The sequence below is a fragment of the Marinibacterium profundimaris genome (genome assembly GCF_002210095.1).
GTDB lineage: Bacteria > Pseudomonadota > Alphaproteobacteria > Rhodobacterales > Rhodobacteraceae > Marinibacterium > Marinibacterium profundimaris.
This window is the reverse complement of the sequence record NZ_AQQR01000006.1, coordinates 19,299-34,298: the sequence shown is the minus strand read 5'-3', so window position 1 is coordinate 34,298 and position 15,000 is coordinate 19,299. Positions and strand designations below refer to the sequence as shown.

Below are 15,000 nucleotides of genomic sequence, written 5' to 3'. Positions count from 1 at the left end.
GGTCCCCTGTCGCTATGCAACGACCATGCAGATTCGCGCCGAAAGCGGCCGGGCAGACCACGCCGAGCACGCATCGCACCACCGCGCAACGCCCGGAGCCGCTCAGATCAGGAACGACCCCGCGCCTTCGTGCCGCAGCAGGGCGACCTTGGTCTCCACCCCACCCTTGCCGGAATAGCCCGTCAGACCCGAGGCCCCCATGACCCGGTGACAGGGGATCAGGATCGCCAGCGGGTTCGACCCGCAAAGCTGCCCGACCGCCTGCGCCGACAGGCCGGTGTCCTTCGCGATCTCGCCATAGGTCCGCGTATAGCCGAAGGGAATCGCCCGCATCGCCGCGCAGACCGCTTGCAGGGCCTCCGATCCGCGCACCTCCATCGGCAGGTCGAAATCCTCGCGTGTCCCGGCGTCGTATTCCCCCAACTGCCGCGCCGCCTCGGCCAGCAGCGGCGTCTCCTCGCCCTCCGTCTCGCCATCCCAGGTGGCGCGCACCAGCGCGTCGCCGTCCTGGGTCAGGGCGATCTCTCCGAAGCGGGTGGGAACAACAACGGTGGCCATGGCCCAAGCCTAGCGCCGCCGCACCGCCCGGTCACGCGAAAGTCTCACCCCGCCTCCCCCGGCAGGCCCAGCCGGATCGGCCCCCTGGCCTGCCCGGTCTCCACCACCCGGCCCTTCTGCGTCACCACGATGCGACCGTCCGCGGCCAGCCGCGCCGCCACCTGCCGCACCTCGTCCATCCGCGCGCGCCAGTCGCCGCCCAGCCGCCGCGCCACCTCGGACGGACAGATCGTCCGCCCCGGCCCGCGCTCCGCCACCAGCTCCAGCATCACTCGCCCCACCTCGCCCTCGTCCGACATCCGCTCTCCCTCCCCTTGGCCCGATCCCATGGCGCAGCCTCCACCCTTCTTCTTGGAGACAAATACTCCAGTCCGACGCCGCCACCCGCACCACCGCAGGTCAGCGCGGCCCGACATCACCCTGCTCCCTCCCGGAACCCCGGCCCGGCCCCGCCCGTTCCTCAAGAAATCCCCGCCTCCGGCTTCCCCTTCCCTGCCCCACGCGGTAGAGGACAAAGCCGACCGACAGGACGAAAGCGTGGACCCCATGGACAAGACATTCGACGCCGCCGCAGCCGAAAGCCGTCTCTACCAGGCCTGGGAAGACTCGGGCGCCTTCAAGGCCGGGGCCAATGCCTCGCGCCCCGAGACGTTCTCGATCATGATCCCGCCGCCCAATGTAACGGGCTCGCTGCACATGGGGCATGCGTTCAACAACACCCTGCAGGACATCTTGATCCGCTGGCACCGCATGCGCGGCTTCGACACGCTCTGGCAGCCCGGCCAGGACCACGCCGGCATCGCCACCCAGATGGTCGTCGAACGCGAACTGGCCAAGGACAGCAGCAACGCCACAAGACGCGAGATGGGCCGCGAGGCCTTCCTCGAGAAGGTCTGGGAGTGGAAGGGCCAATCGGGTGGCACGATCATCACCCAGCTGAAACGCCTCGGCGCCTCCTGCGACTGGTCGCGCAACGCCTTCACCATGTCCGGCGCCCCCGGTGCACCCGAGGGCGAGGACGGCAATTTCCACGACGCCGTCATCAAGGTCTTCGTGGACATGTACAACAAGGGCCTGATCTACCGCGGCAAGCGGCTGGTCAACTGGGACCCGCATTTCGAGACCGCGATCTCCGACCTCGAGGTCGAGAATATCGACGTCGCTGGCCACATGTGGCACTTCAAGTACCCGCTCGCTGATGGCGAGACCTACGAATATGTCGAGAAGGACGAGGACGGCAACGTCACCCTGCGCGAAACGCGGGATTACATCTCCATCGCCACGACGCGGCCCGAAACCATGCTGGGCGACGGCGCCGTCGCGGTGCACCCGTCGGACGAGCGCTACGCCCCCATCGTCGGCAAGCTCTGTGAAATCCCGGTGGGACCCAGGGAACACCGCCGCCTGATCCCGATCATCACGGATGAATACCCCGATCCCAGCTTCGGCTCGGGCGCGGTGAAGATCACCGGCGCGCATGATTTCAACGACTATGCGGTCGCCTCGCGCAACAACATCCCGATGTACCGGCTGATGGACACCTCCGGCCACCTGCGCTCGGACGGCTACGATTACGCCACCTGCGCGGCCCGCGCGCAGGAGATCGCCAATGGCGACAGCTTCGGCGAGAACGAAGTCGACGGCATGAACCTTGTCCCCGATCACCTGCGCGGCCTCGACCGGTTCGAGGCGCGCGAGGTGGTGGTCGCCGAGATCACCGCCGAGGGCCTGGCGGTGATGACCACCGCCGATGACCCCCGACTTGGCAAGCCGAAGAAGAAAAGCGAGGCGGACGAAGCAGAGACCGACGAGCAGGCGCTTGTCCCGCTGGTCGAGGCCAAGCAGATCATGCAGCCCTTCGGCGACCGCTCCAAGGTTGTGATCGAACCGATGCTGACCGATCAGTGGTTCGTCGACACCGCGCAGATCGTCGGCCCCGCGCTCGACGCCGTGCGCTCGGGCGAAACGCAGATCCTGCCGGAACAGGACCAGAAGGTGTATTTCCACTGGCTGGAAAACATCGAGCCATGGTGCATCTCGCGCCAGCTCTGGTGGGGCCACCAGATCCCGGTCTGGTACGGGCTCGACCTCTCGGCGCCGGGCTTCAAGGACGATGAAGGCGACGGCGAACTCGACATGGTCGAACTGGGCCGCCTCCTGCAGGAAGGCGGCATGGTCCATGCCGGCCAGAAGGCCCATTGCGCGCCCAGCTTCGAAGAGGTGCAAAACGGGTTCCTCGACGAGATCGCCGACATCCCGACGCCCCTGAATCACGCCCGCATCGTCGAGGTCGCCGACAAGCACACCGCCATCGAAACGCTGGCCCGCAGCCTCGCCGAATACGAGATGTCGCAGGATCCGACCCAGCTGCTCTACCCGGTCTGGCGCGACCCGGACGTGCTCGACACATGGTTCTCCTCCGGCCTCTGGCCGATCGGCACGCTGGGCTGGCCGGACCAGACCGAGGCGCTGCAGAAATACTTCCCCACCTCCGTGCTCGTCACCGGCTTCGACATCATCTTCTTCTGGGTCGCCCGGATGATGATGATGCAATATGCCGTGGTGGGCCAACGCCCCTTCGACACCGTCTATGTCCATGCCCTCGTCCGCGACGAGAAGGGCAAGAAGATGTCGAAATCGCTCGGCAACGTGCTCGACCCGCTCGATATGATCGACGAATACGGCGCCGACGCGGTCCGCTTCACGCTGACCTCGATGGCCGCCATGGGCCGCGATCTGAAGCTTTCGACGTCGCGCATCGCCGGCTACCGCAACTTCGGCACCAAGCTCTGGAACGCCGCCCGCTTCGCCGAGATGAACGAGGTCTTCACCGATCCCGCGCCCACCGCGCCGCCGGCGGCTACCGCCACGGTGAACCGCTGGATCATCGGCGAAACCGCGCGCGTCCGCGCCGAGGTCGATTCAGCACTCGAGGCCTTCCGCTTCAACGACGCGGCCAACGCGCTTTATGCCTTCACCTGGGGCAAGGTCTGCGACTGGTACGTGGAATTCGCCAAGCCGCTGCTCTCGGGCGACGACGCGGCGGCCAGGGCGGAAACGCGCAAGACCATGCGCTGGGTGCTCGACCAGTGCTTCATCCTGCTGCACCCGATCATGCCCTTCATCACCGAAGAGCTCTGGGACGCCACCGGCCCCCGGTCCAAGATGCTGATCCACGCCGACTGGCCGACCTACGGGGACGAGCTGATCGACGAGGCCGCCGACCGCGAGATGAACTGGGTGATCTCGGTGATCGAGAACACCCGATCCGCCCGCGCCCAGATGCATGTGCCGGCCGGCCTGCAGGTGCCGATGATCGTCACCCAGATGGACCCGGCGGCAAAAGCGGCATGGGAGGCCAACGCCCCCCTGATCCAACGCCTCGCGCGCATCGACAGCCTCACCGAGGCCACCGCGATGCCCAAGGGCACGATCACCATCCCGGCCGAGGGCGCGACCTTCGGCCTGCCGCTGGCCGACATCATCGACATCGACGAGGAAAAGGCCCGGCTTGAAAAGACCCTTGGCAAACTCGCCAAGGAACTCGGCGGGCTGCGCGGCCGGCTGAACAACCCCAAGTTCGCCGAAAGCGCCCCGGAAGAGGTCGTCGAGGAAACCCGCGCCAATCTCGCGGCGCGCGAAGCCGAAGAAGCCCAGCTGAAAGAGGCCCTCGCCCGCCTCTCCGAGGTCGGCTGAAACTGGAAATCGCGCGGGACATGCGGTAATCGTATGACATGTCCCGCGCCTTCCGATCCCTGATCGAACGCCAGATCCTCAAGGCCCGCGCCGAGAGGAAGCTCTCCGGCCTCGCGGGCGAAGGCAAACGTCTCCCCGACCGCAGCGGCGAAGCCATGGTCGATCCGGCCCTCGCCACCGGCATGCGCATCATGGCCGAGGCCGGGGTAAAGCCAGAGGAATTCGGGCTGAAAGAGCAGCTCGCCGCCGCCCGCCAGCACTACACCACGCTCACCGATGCAGACGAGAAACGCGCCGCCATGGCCCGGATCGCGGATCTGGAGATGCGCTACAACATGGCCCGTGACGCGCGTCGCGCCTTTTTCCGCTGACGTCACCAGGCTGAAACAGCATTCTGGAGTATTTCGCCCAAGAAGAAGCAGGGGCGTGGCGCCAAAAATCCTGAACGCTTCGTTAATCCACCCGTCCAACCTCTTGATTCAAAACGCCGGGCTCTCTGTCCCACGCGTGGGACATTTTTAAACCCCAGGTCTTCTTCTTGGAGAGAATACCTCCGGGGGAGTCGCCGAAGGCGACGGGGGCAGCGCCCCCTTCATAGGGGCTCACCTGAACACCGGCGCCCGCTTCTGCATCTGCGCGGTGACCACCTCGACCTGGTCCGGCTTGCCGATCAGCCCGATCTGCGCACGGCTCTCGGCCAGCAGCACCTCCTCGCGGCTCTCCGCCTCGGCCGTCTCGATCAGCTGCTTGGCGGCGCGAATCGCGGACGGGCTCTGCCCCGCGATTTCCCGCGCCAGCGCCTGCGCCTCGGCCAGCGGATCGTCGGCCAGCCGGGTCACCAGCCCCCAGCGCTCCGCCTGCTCGGCCTCCACCGGCGCGGCCGTGTAGGTCAGCAGCCGCAGCACGTCGGAGCGCAGCAGCCCCGGCAGCAGCACCATGCCGCCCATGTCCGGCACCAGGCCCCATTTCATCTCCATCACCGCCATCTGCACGTCCCTGCCGGCGATGCGGATATCGGCCCCCAGCGCCAGTTGCAGACCGCCGCCGAATACCGCGCCCTTTAGCGCCGCGATCACCGGAACCGGCAGCCGGCGCCAGCACAGCGCGACCTCCTGCATGGCATTGGCGTCGTGATGAGTACGCTCCATCAGCCAGCTTTCGACATCCATCCCGGCCAGTTTCGCGAAGCTCTGCAGGTCCAGCCCCGCACAGAAGCTGCGGCCCTCCCCGGTCAGCACCACGGCGCGGGCGTCCGAGGCCGCAACCTCGGCGCCGGCGGCAAGGATCGCCTGGACCATCTCGTCGTCCAGGGCGTTCATCTTGTTGCCCCGGGTCAGCGTCACCATCGCGACGTGATCCTGATATGTCACCGAAACGCGGGCCATGGGCTGTCCTCCTCCTCGTGTTGGCGCCAGACTGCAGGCGTCCCGCCGTTCCGTCCAGAACGACGCCGGGTCACGACGATGACCGTCGGCTCTTGCGCGGGCGCGCGGCTCGGGCAATATGACGCGCCATGACAGCGCCGCTTTATACCCCGCTCGCCCAGAGCCTGCCCGCCACCGTGCCCTTCGTCGGACCCGAAGCGCAGGAACGCGCGCGGGGCAGCGCCTTTGTCGCGCGGATCGGCGCGAACGAGAATGTCTTCGGCCCCTCGCCAAGGGCGCTCGAGGCCATGCGCCTCGCCCTGCCCGAGGTCTGGTGCTACGCCGATCCCGAAAGCCACGACCTGCGCGCCGCCCTGGCCGCGCATCACGGTGTGACGCCGGAACAGATCACCGTCGGCGAAGGCATCGACGGGCTGCTGGGCTCGCTGGTGCGGCTCCTGATCGGGCCGGGCGACGCGGTGGTGACCTCGGACGGGGCCTACCCGACCTTCAACTACCACGTGGCGGGTTTCGGCGGCGAGCTGCACAAGGTGCCCTATACCGACGATGCCGAGGATCCCCGGGCGCTTTTCACGAAGGCGCGCGAGACCGACGCGAAACTCGTCTACATCGCCAACCCCGACAACCCGATGGGCAGCTGGATCGAGGGCGCCGACATCCTGCGCGCGATGGAGGATCTGCCCGAGGACACCCTGCTGGTGCTGGACGAGGCCTATATCGAATGCGCCCCCGAGGCCGCCGCGCTGCCCCTGCCCCATGACGATCCGCGCGTGATCCGCATGCGCACCTTCTCCAAGGCCTATGCCATGGCCGGCCAGCGGATCGGCTACGCGCTGGGGCACGAAGACCTGATCACCGCCTTCAACAAGGTCCGCAACCATTTCGGCGTGAACCGCATCGGCCAGGCCGGCGCGCTGGCGGCGCTGCAGGATGCCGAGTGGCTGGCCCATGTGATCGCCGAGATCGACGCCTCGCGCGGCCGGATCGCGCAGATCGCGCGCGACAACGGGCTGGAGCCGCTGCCCTCGGCCACCAATTTCGTGGCCATCGATTGCGGGGCCGACGGGACCTTTGCCAAGACGGTGCTGGACGGGCTGATCCGGCGCGGGATCTTCGTGCGGATGCCCTTTGTCGCGCCGCAGAACCGCTGCATCCGCGTCAGCTGCGGGACGCAGGCGGATCTGGATGCATTTGCCGAGGCCCTGCCCGGGGCGCTGGCAGAGGCCCGGGGCTGAAGCCCGGGCCGGGGCTTTGCAGGAATTAACCTGACATGCACCAAAGGGCGGCTAGGGTCGGCGCGACCGTTCAGGAGCACGTCCAATGCCGTCCGACAGCAGGCCACCAGCCCCCGATTACGCCAATGCCACGATCATCATGCTGGGTGTGAACCTGGTCTGCATGTTCTGGGTGATCTGGTCGGCCTGGGGCTTCGCCGCCGTGCTGTTGCTGGCACTGGCGCTGAACCACGGCATCGACCGGATCGCCACAGCCCGGGGCGCGCCAATGCGCGAGAGCGACGACTGACCCCATGCGGCGCGCGGGCCCGGCCGGGACCTCAGAGACCGGCGATCACGGTCGAGGCCGCCTCGAGCGCGCCGTCGCCGTGGGGGATCTCGAGCGCCTTCAGCGCCGCGTCGATCCCGCCCAGCAGGCCCAGGATCATGTGGCCGTTCACGTGCCCCATATGACCGATCCGGAAGAACCCGTGCCAGGCCGGATCGCCCGGCGGCGCCATGCCCAGCCCGATGCCCAGCGTCAGCCCGAGGTTCTGATCCACCCAGTCGCGCAGCGCCGTGCCATGGGGCGCGCCGATCCGCAGCGCGGTGACCGCGTGCGACCGGAAGGCGGGGTCGGGCATGTTCAGCTCCATCGGGCCATCCGCGCCCCAGGCCTCGGCCGCGGCCCAGATCGCGCGGGCCAGCGTGGCGTGGCGGGCCCATGTGTTCTCGATCCCTTCCTCGCGGATCATGTCCAGCGCGGCGCGCAGGGCGAACAGATGGTGCGTGGGCGCGGTGCCACCGAAATATTCATAGTAGAATTCAGGGTTTGCGCGCGGCACCCAATCCCAGTAGCGGCTGACCCGCGGCATTGCCTGGCGCGCGGCGGCCGCCTTGGGTCCGAAGAAGACAAAGCCCAGCCCGGGTGGCGTCATCAGCCCCTTCTGGCTGCCGGTGACCAGCACGTCGGCGCCCCAGGCGTCCATCGTCACCCGGTCGCAGGCCAGCGAGGCGATGCAATCCACCATCAGCAGCGCGGGATGCCCGGTCTCGTCCAGCACCTCGCGCAGGCCGGCCACGTCGTTGCGGATCGAGGTCGAGGTATCCACGTGCACCGCCAGCACCGCCTTGATCTTCCGCTCGGAGTCGGCCTGCAGCGCATCGGCGATGCGCTCCAGGTCCCAGGGGCTGCGCTTGCCGAAATCCAGGATCTGCGCCTCGGCCCCGATGCCGGCGGCCATCTCGCTCCAGCCGTGGCCGAAGCGGCCGGTGGCGGGGACCAGCACCCGCTCGCCGGGGGCGACCACGTTGGACAGCGCGGCTTCCCACACGCCATGGCCGTTGGCGATGTAGATCGCTACGTCGTGCTCTGTCCCGGCCACGTATTTCAGATCGGGCACCAGGCTTGCCGTCAGGTCCACCACCTCGCCCGCGTAGATGTTCGGCGCCGGGCGGTGCATCGCCTGAAGAACACGGTCCGGCATGACGGAGGGGCCGGGGATGGCAAGGTAGGGGCGACCGTGGCGAAGGCTTGGCTTGGATGTCATGGAACGTTCCTGTAATAGCGCCGGGCACGTTAGCGGGCTTCCCGGCGGCGTCAATCCACGGCTCGCCATGGCGACGCATGGCTTGTCAAGAGGGACCGTCTGCGCAAAAGCAATGCGACCGGATCTGCAAGGGAAGATACATGCGCCTCGGACGGCAGCTGAAAGACTGGGAAAAGCGGCTGCGGGCGTATTTCAACACCGACCTGTCGACGCCCGCGCACCGGCGCCGGGCGATGATCTACACCCTGTGGTTCGACCACGAGATCATCCGCCGTGTCTGGACGAACTTCTACAAGGTCGCCCCGGGGGTATACCGGTCGAACCAGCCCTCGCGCGGGCGGCTTGAGAAGATGAAGGCCATGGGCATCCGCACCGTGCTGAACCTGCGCGGGGTGACGAAGACGGCGCATTACCTGCTGGAAAAGGAAGCCTGCGAGGATCTGGGCCTTGAGCTTGTCGATGCGCAATTGCTGGCGCGCGGCGCCGCGGTGCGCGAGGATATCCTTCACGTGATCCACCTGATGAAAACGCTGGAGAAGCCTTTCGTGATGCATTGCAAATCCGGCGCCGACCGCTCGGGCTTCGCCTCGGCCATCTACCTGATCGAGGTCGAGGGCAAACCGGTCTCGGAGGCGCGCAAGATGCTGGCGCCGCGCTTCATGCATTTCCGCAATGGCAAGGTGGGCATCCTCGATTACACGCTCGATGTCTACGAAGCGCGCAATGCGCGCGACCCGATCGGCTTCGAGGACTGGATCGCCACCGAATACGACAACGAGGCGATGATCCGCGCCTTCCGCGCCAAAGAGCCCCCGGAATGAGCAAGACCGATATGCCCGAACCCAACACCACCCCCTCGCCCGAGCTCTTTCGCTGGCTCTGGCGGGGCTACCTGCGCCCGCACATGGGCTGGCTGGCGGTGGCGATGGTCCTGATGACGATCGAGGGGTCGATGCTGGGGGCGCTCAGCTACATGATGCAGCCGATGTTCGACAAGATCTTCGTCGGCGGCGAACGCAGCGCGATCTGGAGCGTGGGCGTCACCATTGCCGGGATCTTCGCGCTGCGCGCCTTCTGCGGGGTCAGCAAGAGCGTCATCCTCACCCGGATCTCGCAGCTGACCGGCGCGGCCCTGCGGCTGGACATCCTCAGGCACATGATGCGGCAGGACGGCGCCTTTCACCTGGCCCATCCGCCCGGTTTCCTGATCCAGCGGATCCAGACCGACGTGAATTCCATCAACGACGTCTGGCGCGCGGTGGTCACCGGCACCGGGCGCGATGCGGTCTCGCTTTTTGCGCTGATGGGCGTGGCGATCAGCATCGACTGGCGCTGGACGGCGGTGACCCTGATCGGCGTGCCGCTGATGGCATTGCCGGTGGCGACGATCCAGCGCTTCGTGCGCGGCCAGGCGCGGACCGCCCGCGACCTGGGCGCGGCGCTGGCGACCCGGCTGGACGAGGTGTTCCACGGCATCGTGCCCGTAAAGCTGAACCGGCTCGAACGCTATCAGGCCAACCGGTTCGACGAGAAGATGCAGGCCTATGTCGGCGCCGAGGTCCGCGCCTCCTTCGGGTCCGCCCTGATCCCGGGCATGGTCGACGTGATCGCAGGTCTGGGCTTTCTTGCCGTGCTGGTCTTCGGCGGGTCCGAGATCATCTCGGGCGAGAAATCCGTGGGCGAATTCATGAGCTTCTTCACCGCCATGGGGCTGGCCTTCGACCCGATCCGGCGGCTGGGCTCGATCAGCGGGCTCTGGCAGGTGGCCGCGGCGGCGATGGAGCGGATCAAGGCGTTGCTGGATGCGCCGGTCACGCTGACCTCGCCCGAGCACCCGGTGGACCCGCCCGAGGGTCTGCCCGGCATCGCGCTGGATCATGTCACGCTCTCCTACGGCGACACGACGGTGCTGCGCGATCTCACGCTGCATGCCGAGGCCGGGAAAACCACTGCGCTTGTCGGTGCCTCGGGCGCGGGGAAATCCACCATTTTCAATGTCCTGACCCGGCTGGTGGACCCGGCCGAGGGCACCGTGAAGATCGGCGGGATCGAGGCGCGGGACATGTCGCTCGACGGGCTGCGCGGCCTCTTCTCGGTGGTCAGCCAGGAGGCGGTGCTGTTCGACGAGACCCTGCGCGAGAACATCCTTCTGGGCCGCACCGACATTTCGGACGCCGACCTGCAGGATGTGCTGAAGGCCGCCCATGTGAGCGATTTCCTGCCCCAGCTGGCCGACGGGCTCGACACGATGGTGGGCCCGCGCGGTTCGGCCCTGTCGGGCGGGCAGCGGCAGCGGGTGGCGATCGCCCGGGCGCTGCTGCGCGAGGCGCCGGTTCTGCTGCTGGACGAGGCCACCAGCGCGCTGGACGCGCAATCGGAGAAGGTGGTGCAGCAGGCGCTGGACCAGCTTTCGGGCGGGCGCACGACGCTGGTGATCGCGCACCGGCTCTCGACCGTGCGCGAGGCGGACCGGATCGTGGTGATGGACCACGGCCGCGTGGTCGATCAGGGCACCCACGAGGAGCTGCTGGCACGCGGCGGGATTTATGCCGATCTCTACCGGCTGCAGTTCCGCGACGAGGGGACCTGAGGCGCGCGCGCCCGGGGCCGGTGACGGCGCAGGATGTGACCGTTGGATGGGGGCGCTGCCCCCGTCGCGGCAGGCCGCGACTCCCCCGGAGGTATTTGGCCAAAGGTGAAGAACTGGCCGTTTTGTACAAGGATCGGGCCGCGCTTTGTCCGTTTTGTACAAGCCGACAAATAGGGGCCGCCACCCGACCAGAGGCACGGACGGATGGATCGCGCACAGGTCCCCTGCTTCATCTTTGTAAAAATACTCCAACACAGCGACCGCCACGAACGCGCCGGTGGCCTGAGTGCTCAGCGCCGGTAAGAGGCGGCCAGGCGTTCGGGATCGGTGCCGATCATGTAGCGGAACATCGTCCAGAGGTTGCGCGCGCCGCGGCGGATCCAGCCGTCGCGCAGGTAGCGTTCGGCGCAGGTGGTTGCGCGGGCGTTAAGGCGGGTGATGGCACAGCCGGAGCGGCGCAGGGCGCGGGCCAGGGCCACGTCCTCCATCAGCGGCTGGTCGGGGTAGCCGCCGGCGCGGTCGTAGTCGGCGCGGCGCAGCAGCAGGCCCTGGTCGCCGTAGGGCAAGGCGAAGAGCCCCGCGCGCAGGTTGGCCCAGCCCGACACCAGCGCCGGCATCAGGCCGCTCTCGCGGAAGGCCAGGCGGAAATGGGCGGGCCCGCCCTGTTCCCGGATATGGTCGATCACGATGTCGGACCAGCCGTGGGACAGCACCGTGTCCGCATGCAGCACCAACACCCAGTCGCCGCGCGCCGCCGCCACGCCCCGGCGCAGCTGCCCCCCGCGCGAGGCCGGGCCGGTCACCAGGGTCGCCCCGGCGGCATCGGCCATGTCGCGGGTGGTATCCGACGAGCCCCCGTCGGTGATCACCAGGTCGCGGATCAGCCCAGCCGTCAGCCCTTCGATCAGGCTGTCGAGACACCTCGGCAGGTGTTTTTCCGCGTCAAGCGTCGGAATGACGATGCTGAGCGTGGCGGTCAATGGCATCTCTCGGTTAGGGTGCGGCCTGCGCATACCTATATCAACGGCAGCCAGACACAAGATCGCCGCCGACCCGGGCGGCCGTGGAACAAGGATCCCAAGATGCCCTCACGACGCGTATTCCAAATCACCGGCTCCGAGGCCGAGGAGTTTCTGCAGGGCCTCGTCACCAATGACATCAGCCGCCTCGACCCGGATCAGACCGGGGACGGCGGCGGGCTTGTCTATGCCGCGCTGCTGACGCCGCAGGGCAAGTACATCGCCGATTTCTTCCTGGCCCGGCAGGGCGGCGCGATCCTGCTGGACGTGGACGAGGCCCTGGCCGACGCGCTGGCCAAACGGCTGAGCATGTACAAGCTGCGCGCCGATGTCGCGATTTCCGACAGCGGGTTGCAGGTGCAGCGCGGCACCGGGCCGGCGCCCGAGGGCGCGTTCCGCGACCCGCGCCACGCGGCGCTGGGGTGGCGGGCCTACTCCGAGGCGCCCGAGAGCGACGATGGCACCGACTGGACCGCGCTGCGCGTCGCCCATTGCATCCCCGAAACGGGTATCGAGCTGACGCCCGACACCTTCATCCTGGAGGCCGGGTTCGAACGGCTCAACGGCGTGGATTTCCGCAAGGGGTGTTACGTGGGCCAGGAGGTTACCGCGCGGATGAAGCACAAGACCGAGCTGCGCAAGGGCCTGGCCCGGGTCGCCGTCGCCGGCCAGGCCGCGCCGGGCACCGAGATCCTGGCCGGAGAGAAGGCCGCCGGCACGCTGCTGAGCACCGCCGGGGACAAGGGCATCGCCTACCTGCGCTTTGACCGCGTGGCGCCGGAGATGCAGGCCGGCGACGCACGGGTCAGCCTGGATCCGGTTGCGTGACCTTGCGGGGGCCGCTCAGGCGCGGTCCCCGGACAGCCGGGCGTGCAGGATCAGCTCGGGGCGGTATTCGAAATGCATGCCGTCGAAATGGTGCCACTTGCCGCCCCAGACGAACCCATAGCGTTCCAGCGCCGCGACGATGCCTTCGGGGATCTGGTTGTCGTAGCGCTGCGCCGCCCCCGGCGCGGCGCCGGACCAGCGCCAGTAGCCGCCCAGGTCCGCGTTCAGGTCCAGCGCGATGCCGAAGCTGTGCGCGCTGAGCCGGTCGGTACCCGCGATGCGGCGCCAGTTGAAGCTGCCGCCGACGTTGCGGAAGAAGCGGCTGTAATCGATCCCCTGCCCCGCGATGTCGCGCAGCGCGGCGTCCAGCTGCGTCGCCGCGCAGGTGCGGTCGCCCAGCACGAAGCGCGTGCCGGTGGGGGCGTAGGTGACGCGGCGCATGTCGGCCGCGGCCTCGGCCTGCGTGCTGTAGTACAGCGCCTCGAAGAAGGCCGGGTTGCGCAGGCGGCCCGGATCGGTCCAGGGCACCTGCCGCGGTCCAAGGTCGAAGGCCAGCGGGTAGGTATAGAAGAACTGTTCCGCGATCGTGGGACTGTCGAGCCGCTGGGCCGGGTCGCGCCCGGTCACGCCGCCCAGAGGCAGCACGGTGGAGCCGTCGGGCATGTGGACATTGCCCTGCCCCTCGTCGACATAAAGGCCGGGATAGGCGGTCTCGAGCGCGATGGCGATGGCGGGGCGCCCCGGGCTGTCGGGCAGCGTCAGGCCGAGGAAATCGCGCGCCGTGCAATCCGAGGCCGCGACCGGCGCCGCGAGGCCCAGCAGCAGGGCGCAGCGGACGATGGCATTCAGCATCCCGCGGCCCGTTCCCTGGCGCGGATGGCTTCGACCCGGCTCAGGTCCGCCGCCGACAGGCGGGGCGAGCGGGTGCTGCAGGCGCTGGTGTCGAAATAGCGTTTCGCCTTTTCGGTCTGGAAACAATAGCCGTAGGCCTGGAAAACCGCGTTCCGCTGGTACCACAGGTCGAAACAGGCGTCCCCCGATGGCACCGGGGCCGCCGGGCGGACAGGCTGTGGCGGGGCGGCGGCGACGGGCCGGGTCTGCGCCGTGCTGTCGGCGGGGCTGCTGGCGATGCCGCCCTTGAGCCGGTTCAGCTGCTCCAGGGCCAGGGCCGAGTAGATGCCGCATTCGCCGTAGCGCTTTCGGAATTCCTCGAAAACGGTCTGGCTCTCGCTGGTCTGGATGATGGTCCACATGCCCTCGGCCCCGGCGCAGGGATCGCCCGGCGCGGGCGGATCGGCGGGCGGCGGCGCCGGGCTGGCCGTCACGCTGAAGGCCCCCCGGTCGGGATCCGCCGTTCCGGGACGGATGTAGAAATCGCCCGAGAGCTGATCGTAATAGGCCGGGAACTGGTTGTGGTTCACCGAGCGCGCCAGTTCGCGCACATCGTCGCGGACCTTGCGGGCGAGCGTCGGCAGCGCCAGGCCGGGCTGTTCCATCAGCGGCAGCAGCGACCGGGTGAAGACCGAGTTGGGATCGCTGTCGGCATTCGAGAGCCGGTCCAGCGCGGTCTGCCCCGCGCCGGCGGAATAGAGGATGAAGGCGCCCTCGGCCGGTTCCATCCGCGCAAGACCCCGCGCGCCGCCGACGCTGCGCTGGCCCTGGGTCGGGAAGGGATTGTTGCGGCAGGCGTCCAGGATCATGAAGGTCAGCCGCGCGCCGCGCTGCTGGATGCGCTCCATGATCTGGTCGGCGGCAAAGCTGTCTTCTTCCAGCAGCAGCTCGTTCCCCGGGGCGACCTGGGGCACGTTGGCGGGCAGCAGGCGGTTGCGCCCGTCCAGCTGCACGCCGTGGCCGGCAAAGAAGAAGACGACCTCGTCCCCCGGATCGATGCGGTTGTAAAGGTCGTTGAGCGCCAGCAGGAACTCGGTCCGCGAGGGGTCGATGCGGCTGAGAACCTCGAACCCCGACCGCTGCAGCGCGTGGCCCACGGCGCGGGCGTCGTTGGCCGCCTTCTGCAGGGGGGTGACGTTCTGGTAGGCATCGACACCGATCACCAGTGCCAGGCGCTTGGCCTGCCCCGGTCCCGCGGTCAGCACGGCCAGGGCGCAGAACAGGCAAAAAAGAACCACTCGTATCCCAGTCATGTCCAACCCGGTACAA

At 68.2% G+C, this 15,000-nt stretch carries 14 protein-coding genes; 7 read left to right on the top strand and 7 right to left on the bottom strand.

Annotation, left to right across the window (positions count from 1 at the left end; translation table 11 throughout):
* Positions 1-102 precede the first annotated feature (102 nt).
* A complete protein-coding gene (locus ATO3_RS15390) occupies positions 103-558 on the bottom strand; it encodes a methylated-DNA--[protein]-cysteine S-methyltransferase (protein WP_088650773.1) in 456 nt (151 codons plus the stop codon).
* Positions 559-602: 44 nt separating this feature from the next.
* Positions 603-887: a DUF3253 domain-containing protein gene (locus ATO3_RS15385; RefSeq protein WP_233152169.1), complete on the bottom strand. Its 285-nt coding sequence runs from the start codon at positions 885-887 to the stop codon at positions 603-605.
* A 217-nt stretch (positions 888-1,104) separates the two neighbouring features.
* On the opposite strand from ATO3_RS15385, the gene ATO3_RS15380 reads away from it, so the two are divergent.
* Complete coding sequence (locus tag ATO3_RS15380; RefSeq protein WP_088650771.1) at positions 1,105-4,254, top strand: valine--tRNA ligase; 3,150 nt, start codon at positions 1,105-1,107, stop codon at positions 4,252-4,254.
* A gap of 38 nt (positions 4,255-4,292) precedes the next feature.
* The gene (locus tag ATO3_RS15375) at positions 4,293-4,625 is read left to right on the top strand and encodes a DnaJ family domain-containing protein (protein WP_088650770.1); all 333 of its coding nucleotides are present in this window, start codon (positions 4,293-4,295) and stop codon (positions 4,623-4,625) included.
* A gap of 231 nt (positions 4,626-4,856) precedes the next feature.
* On the opposite strand, the gene ATO3_RS15370 is transcribed toward ATO3_RS15375, so the two are convergent.
* On the bottom strand, positions 4,857-5,639 hold the full coding sequence (locus ATO3_RS15370; protein WP_088650769.1) for a crotonase/enoyl-CoA hydratase family protein: 783 nt from the start codon (positions 5,637-5,639) through the stop codon (positions 4,857-4,859).
* A 128-nt stretch (positions 5,640-5,767) separates the two neighbouring features.
* On the opposite strand from ATO3_RS15370, the gene ATO3_RS15365 reads away from it, so the two are divergent.
* Together ATO3_RS15365 and ATO3_RS15360 are read left to right on the top strand one after the other, a co-directional pair.
* Positions 5,768-6,874 (top strand): pyridoxal phosphate-dependent aminotransferase, encoded by a 1,107-nt coding sequence (locus ATO3_RS15365; RefSeq protein ID WP_088650768.1) that lies wholly within the window; start codon positions 5,768-5,770, stop codon positions 6,872-6,874.
* A gap of 85 nt (positions 6,875-6,959) precedes the next feature.
* Positions 6,960-7,163: a hypothetical protein gene (locus ATO3_RS15360; RefSeq protein WP_088650767.1), complete on the top strand. Its 204-nt coding sequence runs from the start codon at positions 6,960-6,962 to the stop codon at positions 7,161-7,163.
* Positions 7,164-7,194: 31 nt separating this feature from the next.
* Here ATO3_RS15360 and ATO3_RS15355 read toward each other — a convergent pair whose 3' ends face one another.
* A complete protein-coding gene (locus tag ATO3_RS15355) occupies positions 7,195-8,403 on the bottom strand; it encodes a pyridoxal-phosphate-dependent aminotransferase family protein (protein WP_088650766.1) in 1,209 nt (402 codons plus the stop codon).
* Between the two features lie 140 nt (positions 8,404-8,543).
* On the opposite strand from ATO3_RS15355, the gene ATO3_RS15350 reads away from it, so the two are divergent.
* A complete protein-coding gene (locus tag ATO3_RS15350; protein WP_088650765.1) occupies positions 8,544-9,224 on the top strand; it encodes a tyrosine-protein phosphatase in 681 nt (226 codons plus the stop codon).
* The gene (locus ATO3_RS15345) at positions 9,221-10,993 is read left to right on the top strand and encodes an ABC transporter ATP-binding protein (protein ID WP_233152168.1); all 1,773 of its coding nucleotides are present in this window, start codon (positions 9,221-9,223) and stop codon (positions 10,991-10,993) included. The genes ATO3_RS15350 and ATO3_RS15345 overlap by 4 nt, the downstream gene beginning before the upstream one ends.
* A 290-nt stretch (positions 10,994-11,283) precedes the next feature.
* Here ATO3_RS15345 and ATO3_RS15340 read toward each other — a convergent pair whose 3' ends face one another.
* A complete protein-coding gene (locus ATO3_RS15340; RefSeq protein ID WP_088650764.1) occupies positions 11,284-11,973 on the bottom strand; it encodes a TIGR04283 family arsenosugar biosynthesis glycosyltransferase in 690 nt (229 codons plus the stop codon).
* A gap of 102 nt (positions 11,974-12,075) precedes the next feature.
* On the opposite strand from ATO3_RS15340, the gene ygfZ reads away from it, so the two are divergent.
* A complete protein-coding gene (gene ygfZ / locus ATO3_RS15335) occupies positions 12,076-12,840 on the top strand; it encodes a CAF17-like 4Fe-4S cluster assembly/insertion protein YgfZ (protein WP_088650763.1) in 765 nt (254 codons plus the stop codon).
* A gap of 15 nt (positions 12,841-12,855) precedes the next feature.
* On the opposite strand, the gene ATO3_RS15330 is transcribed toward ygfZ, so the two are convergent.
* Together ATO3_RS15330 and ATO3_RS15325 are read right to left on the bottom strand one after the other, a co-directional pair.
* Entirely contained in the window at positions 12,856-13,692 is an 837-nt protein-coding gene (locus ATO3_RS15330; protein ID WP_088650762.1) for a M15 family metallopeptidase, read from the bottom strand.
* On the bottom strand, positions 13,686-14,984 hold the full coding sequence (locus ATO3_RS15325; protein WP_088650761.1) for a caspase family protein: 1,299 nt from the start codon (positions 14,982-14,984) through the stop codon (positions 13,686-13,688). The genes ATO3_RS15330 and ATO3_RS15325 overlap by 7 nt, the downstream gene beginning before the upstream one ends.
* Between the last annotated feature and the right edge of the window lie 16 nt (positions 14,985-15,000).

Coding starts and splice junctions, on each gene's coding strand:
- ATO3_RS15390 (WP_088650773.1), bottom strand. CDS start 558: ATGGCCACCGTTGTTGTTCCCACCCGCTTCGGAGAGATCGCCCTGACC.
- ATO3_RS15385 (WP_233152169.1), bottom strand. CDS start 887: ATGGGATCGGGCCAAGGGGAGGGAGAGCGGATGTCGGACGAGGGCGAG.
- ATO3_RS15380 (WP_088650771.1), top strand. CDS start 1,105: ATGGACAAGACATTCGACGCCGCCGCAGCCGAAAGCCGTCTCTACCAG.
- ATO3_RS15375 (WP_088650770.1), top strand. CDS start 4,293: ATGTCCCGCGCCTTCCGATCCCTGATCGAACGCCAGATCCTCAAGGCC.
- ATO3_RS15370 (WP_088650769.1), bottom strand. CDS start 5,639: ATGGCCCGCGTTTCGGTGACATATCAGGATCACGTCGCGATGGTGACG.
- ATO3_RS15365 (WP_088650768.1), top strand. CDS start 5,768: ATGACAGCGCCGCTTTATACCCCGCTCGCCCAGAGCCTGCCCGCCACC.
- ATO3_RS15360 (WP_088650767.1), top strand. CDS start 6,960: ATGCCGTCCGACAGCAGGCCACCAGCCCCCGATTACGCCAATGCCACG.
- ATO3_RS15355 (WP_088650766.1), bottom strand. CDS start 8,403: ATGACATCCAAGCCAAGCCTTCGCCACGGTCGCCCCTACCTTGCCATC.
- ATO3_RS15350 (WP_088650765.1), top strand. CDS start 8,544: ATGCGCCTCGGACGGCAGCTGAAAGACTGGGAAAAGCGGCTGCGGGCG.
- ATO3_RS15345 (WP_233152168.1), top strand. CDS start 9,221: ATGAGCAAGACCGATATGCCCGAACCCAACACCACCCCCTCGCCCGAG.
- ygfZ (WP_088650763.1), top strand. CDS start 12,076: ATGCCCTCACGACGCGTATTCCAAATCACCGGCTCCGAGGCCGAGGAG.
- ATO3_RS15330 (WP_088650762.1), bottom strand. CDS start 13,692: ATGCTGAATGCCATCGTCCGCTGCGCCCTGCTGCTGGGCCTCGCGGCG.
- ATO3_RS15325 (WP_088650761.1), bottom strand. CDS start 14,984: ATGACTGGGATACGAGTGGTTCTTTTTTGCCTGTTCTGCGCCCTGGCC.